The organism is Flavobacterium sasangense DSM 21067, assembly GCF_000686885.1.
Taxonomy (GTDB): Bacteria; Bacteroidota; Bacteroidia; order Flavobacteriales; family Flavobacteriaceae; genus Flavobacterium; species Flavobacterium sasangense.
Window position 1 is genome coordinate 222,570 of sequence record NZ_JMLU01000002.1, and the last position, 16,486, is coordinate 239,055.

The 16,486-nt window shown below is 30.3% G+C and carries 15 protein-coding genes; 11 read left to right on the forward strand and 4 right to left on the reverse strand.

The genetic code is table 11. The features are described 5' to 3' along the window. Positions 1–30: 30 nt before the first annotated feature. The 5 genes from BP92_RS0103020 to BP92_RS15700 are packed head-to-tail and all read left to right on the forward strand — an operon-like array spanning position 31 to position 5,237. A complete protein-coding gene (locus tag BP92_RS0103020; RefSeq protein WP_035692734.1) occupies positions 31–1,008 on the forward strand; it encodes a hypothetical protein in 978 nt (325 codons plus the stop codon). Continuing rightward, positions 1,005–2,105: a DegT/DnrJ/EryC1/StrS family aminotransferase gene (locus BP92_RS0103025; protein ID WP_026724690.1), complete on the forward strand. Its 1,101-nt coding sequence runs from the start codon at positions 1,005–1,007 to the stop codon at positions 2,103–2,105. Before BP92_RS0103020 ends, BP92_RS0103025 begins: the two co-directional genes overlap by 4 nt. Beyond that, complete coding sequence (locus BP92_RS17410) at positions 2,106–2,678, forward strand: acyltransferase (protein ID WP_035692738.1); 573 nt, start codon at positions 2,106–2,108, stop codon at positions 2,676–2,678. Then, a complete protein-coding gene (locus BP92_RS0103035) occupies positions 2,678–3,949 on the forward strand; it encodes an O-antigen translocase (RefSeq protein ID WP_160169111.1) in 1,272 nt (423 codons plus the stop codon). The genes BP92_RS17410 and BP92_RS0103035 overlap by 1 nt, the downstream gene beginning before the upstream one ends. Continuing rightward, positions 3,933–5,237: a hypothetical protein gene (locus BP92_RS15700; RefSeq protein ID WP_051604365.1), complete on the forward strand. Its 1,305-nt coding sequence runs from the start codon at positions 3,933–3,935 to the stop codon at positions 5,235–5,237. The genes BP92_RS0103035 and BP92_RS15700 overlap by 17 nt, the downstream gene beginning before the upstream one ends. On the opposite strand, the gene BP92_RS0103045 is transcribed toward BP92_RS15700, so the two are convergent. Further along, complete coding sequence (locus BP92_RS0103045; RefSeq protein WP_026724693.1) at positions 5,200–6,342, reverse strand: glycosyltransferase family protein; 1,143 nt, start codon at positions 6,340–6,342, stop codon at positions 5,200–5,202. The genes BP92_RS15700 and BP92_RS0103045 overlap by 38 nt on opposite strands. Before the next feature lie 72 nt (positions 6,343–6,414). On the opposite strand from BP92_RS0103045, the gene BP92_RS0103050 reads away from it, so the two are divergent. Together BP92_RS0103050 and BP92_RS0103055 are read left to right on the forward strand one after the other, a co-directional pair. Then, complete coding sequence (locus BP92_RS0103050; protein ID WP_026724694.1) at positions 6,415–7,233, forward strand: glycosyltransferase family 2 protein; 819 nt, start codon at positions 6,415–6,417, stop codon at positions 7,231–7,233. After that, positions 7,211–7,615, forward strand: coding sequence for a sugar 3,4-ketoisomerase (locus BP92_RS0103055; protein ID WP_026724695.1), 405 nt, complete (start codon positions 7,211–7,213; stop codon positions 7,613–7,615). The genes BP92_RS0103050 and BP92_RS0103055 overlap by 23 nt, the downstream gene beginning before the upstream one ends. Here BP92_RS0103055 and BP92_RS15705 read toward each other — a convergent pair. From BP92_RS15705 to BP92_RS0103070, 3 genes are all read right to left on the reverse strand, one after another. Next, a complete protein-coding gene (locus BP92_RS15705) occupies positions 7,612–8,547 on the reverse strand; it encodes a glycosyltransferase family 2 protein (RefSeq protein WP_051604366.1) in 936 nt (311 codons plus the stop codon). The two genes, BP92_RS0103055 and BP92_RS15705, sit on opposite strands and share 4 nt — an antisense overlap. 211 nt (positions 8,548–8,758) lie before the next feature. Continuing rightward, complete coding sequence (locus tag BP92_RS0103065) at positions 8,759–9,646, reverse strand: glycosyltransferase family 2 protein (RefSeq protein ID WP_026724696.1); 888 nt, start codon at positions 9,644–9,646, stop codon at positions 8,759–8,761. Beyond that, positions 9,647–10,330 (reverse strand): cell division ATP-binding protein FtsE, encoded by a 684-nt coding sequence (locus BP92_RS0103070; protein WP_026724697.1) that lies wholly within the window; start codon positions 10,328–10,330, stop codon positions 9,647–9,649. Positions 10,331–10,518: 188 nt separating this feature from the next. Between BP92_RS0103070 and BP92_RS0103075 the strand changes: the two genes are divergently transcribed. From BP92_RS0103075 to BP92_RS0103090, 4 genes are all read left to right on the forward strand, one after another. Next, a complete protein-coding gene (locus BP92_RS0103075) occupies positions 10,519–13,530 on the forward strand; it encodes a tetratricopeptide repeat protein (RefSeq protein ID WP_026724698.1) in 3,012 nt (1,003 codons plus the stop codon). Between the two features lie 59 nt (positions 13,531–13,589). Further along, the gene (locus BP92_RS0103080; protein WP_026724699.1) at positions 13,590–15,344 is read left to right on the forward strand and encodes a hypothetical protein; all 1,755 of its coding nucleotides are present in this window, start codon (positions 13,590–13,592) and stop codon (positions 15,342–15,344) included. Between the two features lie 127 nt (positions 15,345–15,471). After that, on the forward strand, positions 15,472–15,798 hold the full coding sequence (locus BP92_RS0103085) for a hypothetical protein (protein WP_026724700.1): 327 nt from the start codon (positions 15,472–15,474) through the stop codon (positions 15,796–15,798). Positions 15,799–15,851: 53 nt separating this feature from the next. Further along, a complete protein-coding gene (locus BP92_RS0103090) occupies positions 15,852–16,301 on the forward strand; it encodes a hypothetical protein (RefSeq protein ID WP_026724701.1) in 450 nt (149 codons plus the stop codon). Positions 16,302–16,486 lie beyond the last annotated feature (185 nt).

Genomic DNA, 16,486 nt, shown 5'->3' on the forward strand with positions numbered 1-16,486 from the left:
AGTAATTTTCCGAATTATTTAAAGGTTTTAATGAAGTATCAAATTCAAAAGTATTCAAACGAACATTATAAAGAATGGAACAATTTTGTAGCCCATGCTAAAAATGCAACATTCTTGTTTCATCGCGATTTTATGGAATATCATCAAGATCGATTTGAAGATTATTCGCTTTTGATTTTTGATGAAAAGAATCATTTGAAAGCCATTTTACCTGCAAATAAAGTAGAAAATACGCTGTATTCTCATCAAGGATTGACCTATGGAGGTTTGGTTTTAAACCAAAAAACAAGACTTCAAGAAGTAATTGAAATAGTACATTCAGTATTACAGTTTTCGAATGAAAATTCGATTTCGTCAATTAATCTAAAACAATTGCCAACTATTTATCATGAATCGCCTTCTGATGAAATGGAGTATTTAAGTTTTATTTTAAATGCGAAATTAATTAGAAGAGATAGTTTGTCGGTTATTAATTTAGAAACCGATTTCGAATTTAGTAGTAGTAGGGCAGAAGGAATAAAAAGAGGAACTGATTTTGGTTTAGAATTTAGAGAAGAACAAGATTTTACTTCGTTTTGGAATGAAATATTAATTCCTAATTTAGCACAAAAGCATCAGGCAAAACCTGTTCATTCGTTAGAAGAGATAGCCTATTTGAAATCTAAATTTCCAAATAATATTAGACAATTCAATGTTTATAAAGAAGGGAAAATCATTGCAGGAACAACCGTTTTTGAAAGTGATTTTGTAGCACATTCGCAATATATTTCGGCAGATGAATCAAAAAATACAACCGGAAGTTTAGATTTTTTACACAACAGATTAATAACCTATACGTTTCGTAATAAAAAGTATTTCGATTTCGGAATTTCAAATGAAAATCAAGGACAAAATATCAATCAAGGATTGCTGTTTTGGAAAGAAGGTTTTGGAGCACGAACCATTGTTCAAAATTTTTATGAGATTGAAACCAAAAACTATCCACTTTTAGAAAGCGTTTTGATATGATACATTTCCTAAATTTAAAAAAACTAAATCAACCTTTTGAAGCTGCTTTTCAGAAAAAGATGAAGCAATTTCTAGAAGGTGGTTGGTATATTTTAGGAAATGAAGTTAAGCAATTTGAAACGGATTTCGCCACTTACTGCGGAACGAAACATTGTATTGGTGTTGGTAATGGTTTAGATGCATTGGTTTTAATTTTCAAAGCTTATATTCATCTTGGGAAATTACAAAAAGGTGATGAAGTAATCGTTCCAGCAAACACTTATATTGCAAGTATTCTAGCAATTTTACAAGCTGATTTGGTTCCTGTTTTAGTCGAACCTCGTTTAGAAACTTTCAATATCAATCCAGAAGAAATTGAAGCTAAAATATCATCTAAAACTAAAGCTATTTTACCTGTTCATTTATATGGACAATTGTGTGAAATGAAAGCTATAAACGAAATCGCTAAAAAGCACAATCTTTTAGTTATTGAAGATGCAGCTCAAGCGCACGGAAGTCAGTTTTCTGAAAATGAAAAAGCTGGAAATTTAAGTCATGCTGCTACTTTTAGTTTTTATCCAGGAAAAAATTTAGGTGCTTTAGGCGATGCTGGAGCTATTACAACTAATGATGATGCATTGGCAGCAGTTTTGTTTTCGATGCGAAATTATGGTTCTAAAGTTAAATATGAGAATGAAATTATAGGAGTTAATTCAAGATTAGACGAATTACAAGCCGCTTTTTTGAATATTAAATTGAAGCAATTAGATTCTGAAAATGAGTTCAGAAGAAGTATGGCAAAACGCTATCTTTCTAAAATTAAAAATGAGAAGATTTTAATGCCAAATTGGGATTTATCTCAAAATCACGTATTTCATTTGTTTGTCATCCGAACTTCCAATCGAACGGATTTGCAAAATTATTTAAAAGAAAACGGAATTGAAACCATGATTCATTATCCAATTCCACCACATAAACAAAAAGCATTAGCCAATTGGAATCAGTTATCGTTTCCAATTACAGAGAAAATTCATGATGAGGTTTTGAGTATTCCATTGAATTCGGGTTTAAAAGCCTCAGAAATTCAGCATATCATTACAACTTTAAATAATTACTAAATGGGAATTTTGCATAAATTGAAACAATTTGCTTTTGTAAAGCTTCGCATTTTAAAATATAACAGCTTGTCTTCGTGTAAGCAAGTTTCGGGTCAGCCTAAATTATATCATCCATTGCTTTTAAATGGAAAAGGGAAGATTTCGTTTGGAAAAAATGTTCAAATTGGTGTTGTAAATTCGCCAAACTATTATTCTCATTATTCTTATTTTGAAGCAAGAAACTCAGAAAGTGAAATTGTCATTGGAAATAATGTTTCAATAAATAACCATTGTTCCATTGAAGCTTTATCAAAAATCACTATTCAAGATGATGTTTTGATTGGGATAAATTGTTCCATTTTAGATAACGACGGACATTCCTTAGAAATTGATAATCGCCTTTCTGGAACACCAAAATCAGCTGAAATTGTAATTGAGAAAAACGTTTTTATTGGCGATAACGTTACCATTTTGAAAGGAGTCACAATTGGTGAGCATTCGGTTGTAGGAAATGGTTCGGTTGTAACTAAAAGTGTTCCTTCAAATGTAATTGTTGCTGGAAATCCAGCGCAAATCATAAAAGAAATCAAATAGTGTCATTTTTTAACCGACATATTTTATTAAAAGTATTGTCGCTTAATGCGATTGCAGTTTTTGTACAATTTATTTTAGGTCTGATTTCCGTTAATATTGTGTCAGTTTATTTAGGTCCGAGCGGTATGGCTTTTATGGGGAATTTGAGAAACTTCACCAGTATTTTCAAGTCGATAAGCATTGTGGGTCTAAAAGAAGGTTTTATCAAGTTGTTTATTGTAAACACGGAAGCCGAACAGCGAAAAAAAATATTTTCCACATTCCTTTCTTTTTTTGGAATTATAACCATTGTTTGCTCCGTAATTATCATCAGCTTTGCTTCAAAATGGAGTCAATTGATTTTTCAATCCAATCAGTTTTCGCACTTTTTAATTTTGTTTGGATTGTTATTACCTTTTTTTACATTCCAATCTTTTTTGGCGGCGTTATTAAATGCCCAACAATTTTTCAAGAAATTGATTGCATTACAATTGGTAAGTTCCATTGTGATTTTTGCTTTTACTACTTTTTTTACTATTCGAAATCAATTAGAAGGAGCCATTTTAATTTTGGTGATTTCAGATGTATTACTGTTGGTTTGTACATTATATTTTTTACGAAAAAATGAAGCTTTTCACTATTTTAATACTTTAAAAAACATCGATTTTACCTATTTAAAAAGTATTCAAAAGTTCTTATTGATGGCATTAGTAAGTGCTATTATTATTCCACTGACATCATTGTTAATTCGAAATGTACTAATTACAGATATTTCACTTGATGCAGCTGGAAATTGGGAAGCAGTCAATAGAATTTCAGGATTTTACATGATGTTTTTTAGTGCTGGATTATCCATGTATTATCTTCCAAAACTTTCAGCTTTGAATACAGATGATGAGTTTAAAAAGGAATTGGGATATTATTTTAAAACCTTAGTTCCGTTATTTATATTGGTTTTATTGTTCGTATTTGTCGCTAAAAATTGGATTATTGATTATGTGTTAGCATCGAAGTTTCAATTGGTGAAATCACTTTTGATTTGGCAGTTATTAGGCGATTTATTTAAGATTATGACCTTAGCCTTTGGGTATCAAATTTTAGTAAAAGCGATGGTAAATAAGTATTTAATTATTGAGCTTGTTTTTAATCTTTTATTTTACTTTGGCGTTTTGTTTTTGTTAAAACAATTTTCAGTTGAAGGTGCTGTTATGGCTTATTTTTATGCTAATGTCATTACTTTTTTAGTGGTTTTATATTTTTTTAGAAAACTAATTTATGTCAAAAAATCTTAAGCTACTTATCGCAATCGAAACCCTATTTCGATTGGTTTTATTTCTGATATTCTATTCTTCAGTAACCATTTTTCCCGATTCTGAAGGATATATCGACTTAGCGCAAAGAGTTTCCAATTTTGATTTTTCAAATTATAACGGATTGCGTTCACCCGGTTATCCATTGTTGATTTCTTTTGTGAATTCTAATTTATATGCAGTTATTTTTATTCAATTTGGATTAGGAATTATAACTTCTGTTTTTCAATATAAAACGCTGGTTTATTTGGGTTTTTCAAAACGAAATAGCTTAATATTTGCACTCTTCATTAGTTGTTTTCTAAATGTTTTCTTTTTCGAAACTTGTATTTTAGTGGAAACTGTAGTGCTTTTTTTAATGAGTACTTTTGTTTATTTACTTTCCAAAACTTCTTTTCAAAATCAAAGTTTAAAGTTCGATTTTCTAATGAGTTTTATATTAGGATATTTAGTCTTTATTAAGTCGTTTTACATTTTTATACCTTTTTTATTACTTGTTTGGTTGATTCTAAATCAGGCCAATTTTAAAATTTTTTTTCGCAAAGCATTTGTGATTCTAATTTTCCCAATGCTAGCTTTTTTGAGTTGGTCGTATGTAAATAAAATTAACATTGGTCAATTTTCCTCTTCAGGAATTTCAGGATTATATTTAGCGCAAAATTGTGTTTATTTTGCCGAAGATGCTCCAAAAGAATTCGATTGGATTTCAAAAACATACGTGGATTACAGAGAAAAATCTATACGAGAAAATCGCGACGTGGCTATGACGATTTGGTATGCTTATGAAGATGGCGCTTATGATAAGTACAATCTAACTTTACCTGAATTTTCAGTAGAGTTGGGAAAATTTGCTAAAGCAGCAATAAAAGAAAATCCATTCGCATATTTGAAACAAGTTATCACTAAGTCTTGGTTTGATTTTTGGAAACCAACAATCAATTGGAATTATGAAGCGTTCAATTTTAAGTATGCGAATAAACTATTTTTGGGAGTTTGGTATTTGCAGTCCGCTCTTATTGTTTTAATTAAGGCAGGATTCCTTTTTGTTTTTTGCTTTCAGTTGGTGAAATTCATGAAAAGTAAAAAACTTAGCTTTGAATTTTTATTAGCTTTAATTGTGTTTACGGCTTCTGTTTTACAGGCCTTGGCAACTTATGGAACCAATAATCGTTTTAGTTTTCCTTTCGAATTTATAATGATAAGTACAGTTTTTTTATTTTTGAAAAAGAATATTAAGCTTCCCAGCAAGTTAAATACTTGGTTGCATTAGTTTTGTAATTATGTTCTTTTTCTATAAAATTTCGAGCATTCTCAGAAATTTCTATTATTTTTTCAGGATGTTCAATTAAATAGGAAAGCTTTGCTGCAATTTTGTTTTCATCAGGTAACGCATTAATACAAATTTCATCTTCTTGCAACTGATACTGATTTAAAAATTCGGTTTCAGCGCCAGTAAAAACCACTTTTCCCTTTGCCATAGCTTCTAATGCATTATACCCTTGATCGTATGCAAAAACTTGGTCTAAAACAATGTGCGCTTTATTGTAAATAGAAATATATTCGTTGTACGGAAGGTTTTCGGTTACGACTATTTCAACTTTATCAGCATATTTTTTTCGAACGATTTCTAAAGCTTTTTCGAAATAATTAATTCCTTTTTTAAGGTAACTCAATCGATTAATACCAAGAAAAATGATGATTTTATTTGTATTTTCTATAGGTTGAAAAACAATTTTATCTGTATTTATTGGGTTTGGAATAAACGTGGTTGAATATCCCATTTTTTGCATCGGAATTTCATAATCTAAATCTGATGTGATTAGTTGTTGACAATTTTCTTTCAACCATTCAAAGGTTTTTCGATAATTTTCTTTTCGATATTTTAAAGGAAATTGAAATTGATTTTCCAAAGAATTGTCCTCAAAATAAGGAGTTAAAACCGAATATTTTAGTTCGTTTTGAAACCAATAATCTACAATTGGTGTCTCATCACCACAAATTAATAAACTTCGACTTTTAATTTTCTTGAATAACTTTTTAAATAAAAATCTTGACAAAATTGGATACGTTTCTAAAGCATCCGAATTAATTAATTGTACATGATTAAAATCATTCAGCTTAGGTAAAAGCAGATAAAATCGAATCGCTTTTTCAATTTTTTCGAAATCTAAACCCAAAACTTTTCGAATACTTTTAAATAGAAAATTAGCTATCTTGTTATCGTTGCATACAGCCGCATAAATTGAATAATCTACAGGGAATTTCTTGAATTTATCACCACAACCCACAATTGTGACTTCATGACCAAGCGCTACTAATCCTTCTTTTAAAGAATTGTGCAAACGACTATATTCGCCTAACAAAAGTATTTTCATGTAATGGTTCTAAATTCTAAATTCTGACTTCTAAATTCTTATCTTTGTGTAAATATAGTATAATTGCTAAATATGTATCAAAAATCGGATATTCAAATTTTAATTGCCACGATGAATCGAACTAATTTCGATTTTTTGAAAGCGATGTTTGTATTTTCTGATTTTTCAACGCTTAACTTATTAGTAATTAATCAAACAACTTCTGATAGGTTATTGCAATCTGATTTTGATAATGTTGAAGTAATCAATTCTTTTGAAAGAGGATTGTCTAAAAGCAGAAATTTAGCATTACAAAAAGCTTCTAAAGATTTGGTTATTTTAACTGATGATGATGTGGTTTTTAAATCTGGTTTCGAAGATTTTGTATTAAACGCATTCAATTCCAACCCAAATCATGATGGTTTTCGATTTCAATATGAAAATGAAAATGGAAATTTACCCAAAAAATATCCAAAACGTTTTTTATCAAAACTTTCAAATTTTGAAATATTAAATGCATCTTCTGTAGAGTTGGTTTTTAAAAAGAATAGTATCAAATCTAAAGTTGTCCTATTTGATGAGAATTTTGGTTTGGGATCTACATTTTACATGGGAGAAGAAGCTATTTTTGTTTCTGATGCTATAAAAAAAGGTTTGAATATAGGTTTTGTGCCAAAAACAATATTAATTCATTCCGATTTATCAACAGGAGAAAAAACAATTTTTTCAGAATTATATTTTGTACAAAGTGCTGTTTTTTATCGCATTTTTGGTAAAATGTATTTATTTTGGGTAGCTTTGAAATTATTTTTTGATTTAAAACAAAGTAAAATTAACTTTACTCAAGTTTATTACTTATTCATTCAAGCCCTCAAGGGTAAAAAAGCTTATGTCAACCATACAAAATTGTAAAATACTTGCTATTCCAAAGATTGAAGATCCTAGAGGAAATCTTTCGGTGATAGAACATAATGTAATTCCATTTGAAATCAAGCGCGTGTATTATTTATACGATGTGCCAAGTGGTGCTGAACGTGGTGGACATTCTCATAGAGAACAACAAGAATTTTTGGTCGCTTTATCTGGAAGTTTTGATGTGATTTTAAACGATGGAAAAGTTGAAAAAACAGTTACACTTAACAAACCTTTTGAAGGACTTTTGATTCCAAATGGCATTTGGCGAGAATTGAAAGATTTTTCTTCTGGAGCCGTTTGTTTAGTAGTTGCTTCAGATGTTTTTGATGAAGACGATTATATTCGTGATTTTGATGAATTTTTGAAATCTAAGTCTTAATGATATACTGTGAAATCGATGCCGTATTTTTTTAAAATATGTTTAGTTTTTAAAAGAAATTTTAAGAAAAAACTTGGAGAAGCTAATAGTATTTGAGTTTTAATCGGAATCTTTAATGAAATATCGTTTAAATACTGCTTTGATTTTTCTAGGTCTCCAGCAATTCTAAATTGCAAAGCATATTCTAATCTGTAAATATCTAAGAATTTTTTTAAAATTTTGTTTTGTTTTTCTACTTCAGAAAATTGATTTAAATCGATTAAAGTTTTTTTTGTAAATTTCAATTTCGCTAAAGAATTTTGTGCTTCAAAATGATAAATTGCAGAAATTACATTGTTAATAGCTACATTGTTCTTTATAGCAATTTTTGTCCAAAGTTCTAAATCCTCTCCGTTTGTAATTGTTTTATTAAATCCTTTATATTCCATAATAATTTTTTTAGGAACAATGACAGAAGAAGAAGTAGCTATTCGATTCACTAAACTGGCTTGAAAAAAATCTGTTACTATTCCTCTAAAATCATCGGAGAAACTATAAGAAAAACTGTTATTTATAATATGATTTTTAGCTATTTTAGTTTGGTAACGGCTACAATACATTCCACAATTTGGAAAATCATTTATTAATTTTACTAGTTCTTCTAAATGATTAGGGAACCAATAATCATCGGCATCTAAAAAAGCTATGAATTCTGCTGTAGCTGCACTAATTCCTAAATTTCGAGCAGCAGCGACACCTTTATTTTCTTGTTGAAGTAATTTGATTCGTTTGTCTGAAAAGTGTGATGCGATTTCAAAACTATTATCCGTTGAGCCATCATTTACAATAACAATTTCAAAGTCTGTAAAAGTTTGGGCTAATACAGAATTTAAAGTTTCTTTAAAAATGAAACCTTTGTTGTAAAGAGGTATAATAACGGATACTTTAGGCATTTTTTAATGTAAAAAAATATAATTTCTTTATCAGGAAGCCTTAATGATTATATTAAAGCATTCAAAAGTAATTATATTAAAATAAACAAAAATAGATAAGTTTATTTTCTTTAAAAAAATAATTGTTTTCTTGCTAAATTAATTCTATTAACTTGATTTGTTTCCTTCTTTAATTAAACTATTTTCGATCTAATTTTAGACAATCAGTATTTCATCCAATATAAATTTTACTAAAATAAGTCAATCGAAACACATTAAAAACAAACAAAGACGGATTATTTCCTTTAAGTTGATTTTCTATAAATTTCCCGAAAACCGAATACAAAACCGCTAATAAATATGTGATTTTAAAAGTATGTAACTTAGAAACTAAGTTAACCATTTTGCTGTATTCTTTTGTAATTAGTTGTTTTTTATAGAGTAAAAATAAATTGTCTAACGAGTTTTTAGTTTTTTCAACATAAACAGCATTCGTGTCAATATCATCATGTTGAACAGGATTATGAATGTGTCTAACTTTAGCGTTCATTTTTTGAAGTTCGAATGAAAAAAGTGTGTCATCATGACCGTATTTTTTAAACGAACTATCAAATTTAATACGATTAAAAACCGATTTTTTTATCAAAGTATTATTAAATAAAGTAGCACGGTAGCCATTTTTATTTCTTTGGTCTACTGTTTGGTCTTCCATGAATTTGCCATATTTCCAGCGTAGTAATTGTTGTTTTGAAGGCGCTTTTTTAGCATGAATTCTCCCGCCATAAACTACTTCATAATTTGGAATTTGGTCTACGTAATTTTTTATGAAATTGGGAAAAGGTAAAAAACAATCACCATCTAAAATCAATAAATTTTCATATTTAGATTGGCTAACTAAAATATTTTTGTTTTCACGATAGCCTACGTTTTTTTCTAAAGAAACATAGCTGCAATTAGATAGTGAGTTTATTTTTTCGTTCTCAACATTATAAATCGAATGGGAGGCGTCGTCTTGTGTTAAAATTTCAAAATCGATACCTAAATCAAGGCATTGTTGATGAATTTCTTTTACTAATGGTAAAAGATTGTAATGGTATATCGTTATTAAAACCGATAACATTTACACTGTTCTTTGAACTACTTCAAACATTTTTCCACCTTCAAATTTAAGTGTTTTTGAAGGGTATTTTAAAACTAAAGCATAATCGTGAGTCGCCATTAAAATGGTTTTTCCGTTTGCGTTAATTTTACGAAGTACTTCCATGATTTCTACACTAGTTTGTGGATCAAGATTTCCTGTTGGTTCGTCCGCTAAAATAAGTTCTGGGTCATTCAATAAAGCTCTTGCGATACCTACACGTTGTTGTTCTCCACCCGAAAGTTGGTGTGGCATTTTATTAGCAAAACCTTTCATCCCAACTTTGTCTAAAACTTCTTCGATTTTAGCATCCATTTCAGCTTTTTCAATCCAACCTGTTGCTTTTAAAACGAAAAGTAAATTATCTTTAACACTTCGGTCAGATAATAATTTAAAGTCTTGAAAAACAACGCCTAATTTTCTTCTCAAATAAGGAATGTCGCTTTCTTTTAAAGTGGTCAAATCATAGTCTACAACGCTTCCTTCGCCTTCAGTTAAAGCTAAATCGGCGTAAAGCGTTTTTAAGAAACTACTTTTTCCAGAACCTGTTCTACCAATTAAATAAAGAAACTCGCCATGTTTTACATCAATGTTAACATCGGTTAAAACTGGATTTTTATCTTGATAAATCGTTACATTTTTTAAGGATAGAACTGATTGCGACATATATAAATTGGATTTTAAAATGTAAAAGTAATAACTTATGGTTCTGTATCAAAATTTTAAACCAATTTCGATTAAAATTATTGTGTTTGGTTAAAAACTATGTTCAAAAATTGTACAATAATATGTTAAGAACCTTCGTTAATACTTACAATAAACCTTATATTTGGAACTTATAAATAACGAATCAAATGATAAAGTATTTAAAACTTTCTTTCTTAGTGTTGTTCTTTTCGGGAACACTTTTAGCCCAACAATCTTCTGTTTACACGCACGAATTAACTGAGTTTAATCGCGCGGTAGAATTGTACAAAGACAAACAGTATCAAGCAGCTCAAATTTTATTCGATAAAGTAAAATCGAAAACCGATAATATGGAAGTAGAATCGGATTGTGCTTACTATATTGCCAATTGTGCGATTCGTTTGGATCAAATGGGAGCTGATGTTTTGGTGGAAAGTTTTGTAGAAGATTATCCAACAAGTACGAAAACAAATCAAGCATACATCGAAGTCGCTCACTATTATTTTGATCAAGGAAATTATCCAAAATCATTAGAATGGTTTGACAAAGCGGATTCGAATAGCATGTCGCAAGCCGATAGAGAAAAATACAATTTCCAAAAAGGATATGCTTATTTCACAGCTAAAAACACCAAAGAAGCTACAAAGTACTTCAACCAAGTAGTAAATTCAAAGACTTTTGGAAGTCAGGCAAAATACTATTTAGGTTACATGTCTTATGAAACCGATGATTATAAAAGCGCGAATCAATATTTCGAGCAAGTTTCTGATCAAGACAAATACAAAGAAAAAATGGGTTATTTTCAAGCCGACATGAATTTCAAGCTTGGAAATTTTCAAAAAGCCATCGATTTAGGTTTAGAACAAATGCCAAAGTCGAAAGGTGAAGAAAAAAGTGAATTGTCGAAAATCATTGGAGAAAGTTATTTCAACTTAAAACAATACGACAAAGCACTTCCTTATTTGTTGGCTTATAATGGAAAAAAAGGAAAATGGACGAATACCGATTTTTATCAATTAGGTTACACCTATTACCAACAAAAAGATTATGAAAATGCGATTTCACAATTCAATAAAATCATTGAAGGAAATGACTCTGTAGCTCAAAATGCCTACTATCATTTAGCAGAAAGTTATTTGAAAACTGATAAAAAGCAACAGGCATTGAATGCATTCAAAACGGCTTCTGAAATGGAATTTGATTTGAAAATTCAAGAAGATGCGTATTTGAATTTTGCGAAATTGAGTTATGAAATCGGAAATCCATACAAATCGGTTCCAGAAGTAATGAATGATTACATGGCGAAATATCCTAATACACCTTACAAGTCGGAAATCAATACGCTGTTGATTAGTTCGTATATCACTTCAAAAAATTATAAAGAAGCGTTAGTTTTATTGGAAAAAAATAAATCTCCAGAAAACAAATTAGCGTATCAAAAAGTAACGTTTTACAGAGGTTTAGAATTGTATACCGATGGCGATTACAAAGGTGCTTATGCCTTATTTAAAAAATCGTTAGCCGAAAATAAAGATGCCAAATTCACAGCAAGAGCGACTTTTTGGAAAGCCGAAACCGAATACAATTTAGACCAATTTGAAGAAGCGAAATTGAGTTTCAAACAGTTTTTAAATTCAGCTGAAGCTTCAAATACACCTGAATTTAAGAATGCGAATTACAACTTAGCATATTCGTATTTCAAGTTGAAAGAATATGAAAATGCGATTCAATATTTCGATGCTTATACCAAATCTTCAAAAGATGACAGAGTTCGTTTAACCGATGCTTATTTGAGATTAGGTGATTGTAATTTCATGGCAGCAAAATATTGGCCAGCTATGGATGCGTACAACAAAGCGATTGATATGAAAAGTGTTGATGCTGATTACGCAGCTTTCCAAAAAGGAATCAGCTATGGATTTGTAAGCAAACCAGATCGTAAAATTGAAGATTTAGAGAAATTCTCAAAAACGTTTCCAAATTCGCAATACGCGGATGATGCTTTGTATGAATTAGGAAATACGTACGTGAATCAAAACCAAAATGATAAAGGAGTTGCGACTTACGATAGATTAATCAATGGTTACAAATCGAGTTCGTATGTAGCAAAAGCGATTTTAAAACAAGGTTTGATTTACTATAATTCGAACAAAGAAGATTTAGCTTTAACGAAGTTCAAAAAAGTAGTAGCCGAATATCCAAATTCACCAGAATCTATTGAAGCGGTTTCAACTGCTCGTTTGATTTATGTAGATAAAGGTCAAGTGGATGAATATGCAGCTTGGGTTAAAACCTTATCATTTGTAGAAGTTTCTGATGCAGATTTAGATAATGATACTTACGAGTCTGCCGAAAAACAATATTTGCAAAACAACAGCAAACAAGCCATTTCAGGATTCTCAAGCTATGTAAGTAAGTTTCCAAATGGAATTCATGCATTGAAAGCGAATTTCTATTTAGCTCAATTGTATTTTGCTGATAATTTAGAAGCAAATTCCGTGAAACATTACGAATTTGTAGTGTCTAAACCAAGAAATGAATTCACTGAACAAGCTTTAGCGCGTTTGTGTCAAGTGCATTTGAAAGCTAAGAATTATGATAGCGCAATTCCAGTTTTAAAACGTTTGGAAACAGAAGCAGATTTTCCACAAAACATCACTTATGCGCAATCTAATTTGATGAAATCATATTATGAAAAACAAGATTTTACGAATGCCGTTATCTATGCCGATAAAGTGTTGAAAAATGACAAAATCGACGATAGAATTAAAAGTGATGCACAAATTATCGTAGCGCGTTCAGCTATTAAAACGAATGATGAAGCTAAAGCGAAAGAGGCGTATGCTAAACTTCAAAAAATTGCAAAAGGGGAATTAGCTGCGGAAGCTTTGTATTATGATGCGTATTTCAAAAACAAAGAAGGTAAGTTTGAACCATCGAATGTTGTGGTACAAAAAATCGCAAAAGATTATTCAGGTTATAAATATTACGGAGCGAAGAGTTTAGTAATTATGGCGAAAAACTTCTACGGATTAAAAGATAGTTTCCAAGCGACTTACATTTTAGAAAGTGTAATTGAAAACTTCAAAGAATATACAGATGTAATCGAAGAAGCACAAAAAGAATTGGATTTCATCAAAGGAGAAGAAGCAAAACGTAATTCATCAATCACAAACTAATAATCTTATTTCATTGTCATAGTGAACTCGTTTCAGTATCTCATTTAAAAATATAGAACATGAAGAAATTAAATATAATCGCCTTAGTTGTAGTCGTATTCGGAATTCAATTTTCATTTGCCCAAGTAAAAGATGAAAACATTGGTTCGGAAGTGGTAAACATTGTGAAACCTTATACACCTACTATTTCAGATGCTTTCAAAGTGAAAGAAACGCCTGTTTTAGAAGATGAAGAAGAGCAAAAAAAGGAACCTATTCAATACAATATTTTCTCATTTCCGGTAGCTTCAACATTTACGCCAGCAAAAGGAAAAGCAGCTGGAGTGGACAAAATCGAAAAAGAAAAATTATACAACAATTACGTAACTTTAGGTTTTGGAAATTACCCAACCATCAATGCGGAGTTATTCATAACACAGAATTTAAGCCGTAGTAATTATGTTGGTGGAATGTTACGTCATTTGTCGTCTCAAGGCGGAATTGATGGTTTGGTTTTAGATGATAAATTCTACAACACTAGCTTAGATGTTACGTATGGAGTTCGCGAACGCGATATGAGTTGGAATGTAGATTTAGGTGTGAAAAATCAAATATACAATTGGTACGGTTTACCAACAGAAACCATTTTCTTTGATGACGCCACAATTGCAGGAATTGATTCGAAACAAACGTATAATACAATTGCTCTTGGTGGAAAAATGAGTTTTAAAGATAGTTTTTTCAAAGATGCGAGCATGCAATTCAAACGTTTTTCTGATGGATTAAGTTCTGGTGAAAATCGTTTTTTCATCAAACCTAATTTCGATTTTGATGTGATGAATCAAAAAGTAAAAGCAGATTTCGTAGTGGATTATGTAGGAGGAGCTTTTGACAGAATGTACGATGTAGATTCGGAGTTAAAATATAGTACGATTATCGCAGGAACAAGACCAAGTATTTTATATCAAAAAGATGATTTGTCTGTTCAAATTGGAGCAGGAGTATATTATGCAACTGCAAAAATCAACGGAGAAAGTGATGGTAAAATCTTTGTTTATCCAAATATTAAAGCGTCCTACAAGTTAGTAGGTGATATTTTAGTGGCTTACGCTGGAGCAGAAGGTGATTTAGAGCAAAATTCGTATGCTGATTTCGTAGATCAAAATCCGTTTGTTTCTCCAACAATGTTCATTGCGCCAACCGATAATAAATACGATTTGTATGTTGGGATGAAAGGAAAATTAGCGAATTCGGTTGCATTTAATGTTAGAGCTTCTAATAAAAATCAAGCAGATAGAGCTTTATTTGTAAGTAATGCTTTTGATGGAACAGGAACGAATACGAATGGTTATGCATATGGAAATTCATTTGGAGTAGTATATGACGATTTAAACACGCTAAGTATTTTCGGAGAATTAAAAGCTGATTTCTCTAAAAACGTAACTTTCGGAATCAACGGAACTTACAATAATTATTCAACAGATACACAAGCGGAAGCGTGGAATTTACCACAATTGAAAATTGGTTCAACTGTAGATTTTGATATCAACGAAAAATGGTATGCTGGAGCGAATGTATTTTTTGTTGGTGAAAGAAAAGATTTAATTTCAGTTCAAGACGATTTAACGATTAACCCAGGAACTTTCACTACAACTGAAGTAACTTTAGATAGCTATTTCGATTTAAACGCGCACGTAGGCTACAAATACAACGCAAGATTAACGGCTTTCCTAAAAGGAAACAACTTAGCGAATCAACAATACAACCGTTGGGCAAATTTCCCAGTACAAGGGATTCAGGTGTTGTTAGGAGCAAACTATAAGTTCGATTTCTAAAACTTCTACATTCAATATTCCAAGTTCGTTGTTCAATGTTAAAAAATGTTGAATATTCAATTTTGAACAACGAATTATGAAGTTGAGTAATCGGTTTTATTAGGTTTTTAATCAGTAAAAAATCAAAATGTATTTTAAATTATTTATTCTATCGTCTTTATTTTTTCTTTTTGTTTCTTGTGATGGGTTTCAAGCTGTTGATGGAATGATTGTTGATTCTGAAACACATAAACCAATTACTAATGTTCAGATGAGAGAAATTAAAGAGGTTGATGCTTTAGGATTTTCTGATGAACAAGGATATTTTGAATTTCATGAAATAAAAGGATTTACTTTTGGTGATAAAGAAATGACTATTGTTTTTTTAAAAGAAAATTATTTATCAGATACAATCACTTTTATTAATAATGAAAGTAAGTTAATTAAGTTAGAAAGAATAACAGAAAAAAAATAATCCTTGTGCCCTTAGCGCCTTCTTTGCGAACTTTGCGATTAGTAATTTAAACCATGACATTCAAACAAAAGATAAAATCCCATTATCAAAACCTATTATCAGAGAAAATAAACGAATTGCGTTTTATGATTTCCGATTTGGCTCAAGATGCACAAAACGATGCGAAAGGTTCGGCTGGTGATAAGCACGAAACGGCTTTGTCAATGATGCATTTGGAACAAGAAAAACTCAATCAAAAGTTAGCTGAAATCATTGCTCAAAAAAACGTTGTGGATAAAATTGATGCGGATGCAATTCACACCAAAGTTGCTCTGGGAAGTTTAGTTCAAACCAATGAAATGCTATTTTATATCAGCGCGGCTTTACCAAAAATCCAACTCGAAAATAAAACGATTATTGCTGTTTCACCACAATCGCCATTAGGAAGTCAATTAATGGGAAAAAGTCTCGGAGATGCAGTTGCAATTAACACCAATCGTTTTCAAATTAACGCAATTGAATAATACAGAAGCCACTCAATCGAGTGGTTTTTTTATGATTTGTAACCAAAACAAACTCAAAACTACTTTTAAGGTTTGTTATTTAATTAAAAAATCAATTTTTAGTTTTAAATTATAACTAAAATTAATTTTAAGGTTTATTATTTAAACTTATATATTCAATTTTGCTTCATCAAATTAAGTGAATG

Coding starts and splice junctions, on each gene's coding strand:
- BP92_RS0103055 (WP_026724695.1), top strand. CDS start 7,211: ATGTCAACCATACAAAATTGTAAAATACTTGCTATTCCAAAGATTGAA.
- BP92_RS0103070 (WP_026724697.1), bottom strand. CDS start 10,330: ATGTCGCAATCAGTTCTATCCTTAAAAAATGTAACGATTTATCAAGAT.
- BP92_RS0103085 (WP_026724700.1), top strand. CDS start 15,472: ATGTATTTTAAATTATTTATTCTATCGTCTTTATTTTTTCTTTTTGTT.
- BP92_RS0103045 (WP_026724693.1), bottom strand. CDS start 6,342: ATGAAAATACTTTTGTTAGGCGAATATAGTCGTTTGCACAATTCTTTA.
- BP92_RS0103020 (WP_035692734.1), top strand. CDS start 31: ATGAAGTATCAAATTCAAAAGTATTCAAACGAACATTATAAAGAATGG.
- BP92_RS0103050 (WP_026724694.1), top strand. CDS start 6,415: ATGTATCAAAAATCGGATATTCAAATTTTAATTGCCACGATGAATCGA.
- BP92_RS0103080 (WP_026724699.1), top strand. CDS start 13,590: ATGAAGAAATTAAATATAATCGCCTTAGTTGTAGTCGTATTCGGAATT.
- BP92_RS17410 (WP_035692738.1), top strand. CDS start 2,106: ATGGGAATTTTGCATAAATTGAAACAATTTGCTTTTGTAAAGCTTCGC.
- BP92_RS15705 (WP_051604366.1), bottom strand. CDS start 8,547: ATGCCTAAAGTATCCGTTATTATACCTCTTTACAACAAAGGTTTCATT.
- BP92_RS0103075 (WP_026724698.1), top strand. CDS start 10,519: ATGATAAAGTATTTAAAACTTTCTTTCTTAGTGTTGTTCTTTTCGGGA.
- BP92_RS15700 (WP_051604365.1), top strand. CDS start 3,933: ATGTCAAAAAATCTTAAGCTACTTATCGCAATCGAAACCCTATTTCGA.
- BP92_RS0103065 (WP_026724696.1), bottom strand. CDS start 9,646: ATGTTATCGGTTTTAATAACGATATACCATTACAATCTTTTACCATTA.
- BP92_RS0103025 (WP_026724690.1), top strand. CDS start 1,005: ATGATACATTTCCTAAATTTAAAAAAACTAAATCAACCTTTTGAAGCT.
- BP92_RS0103090 (WP_026724701.1), top strand. CDS start 15,852: ATGACATTCAAACAAAAGATAAAATCCCATTATCAAAACCTATTATCA.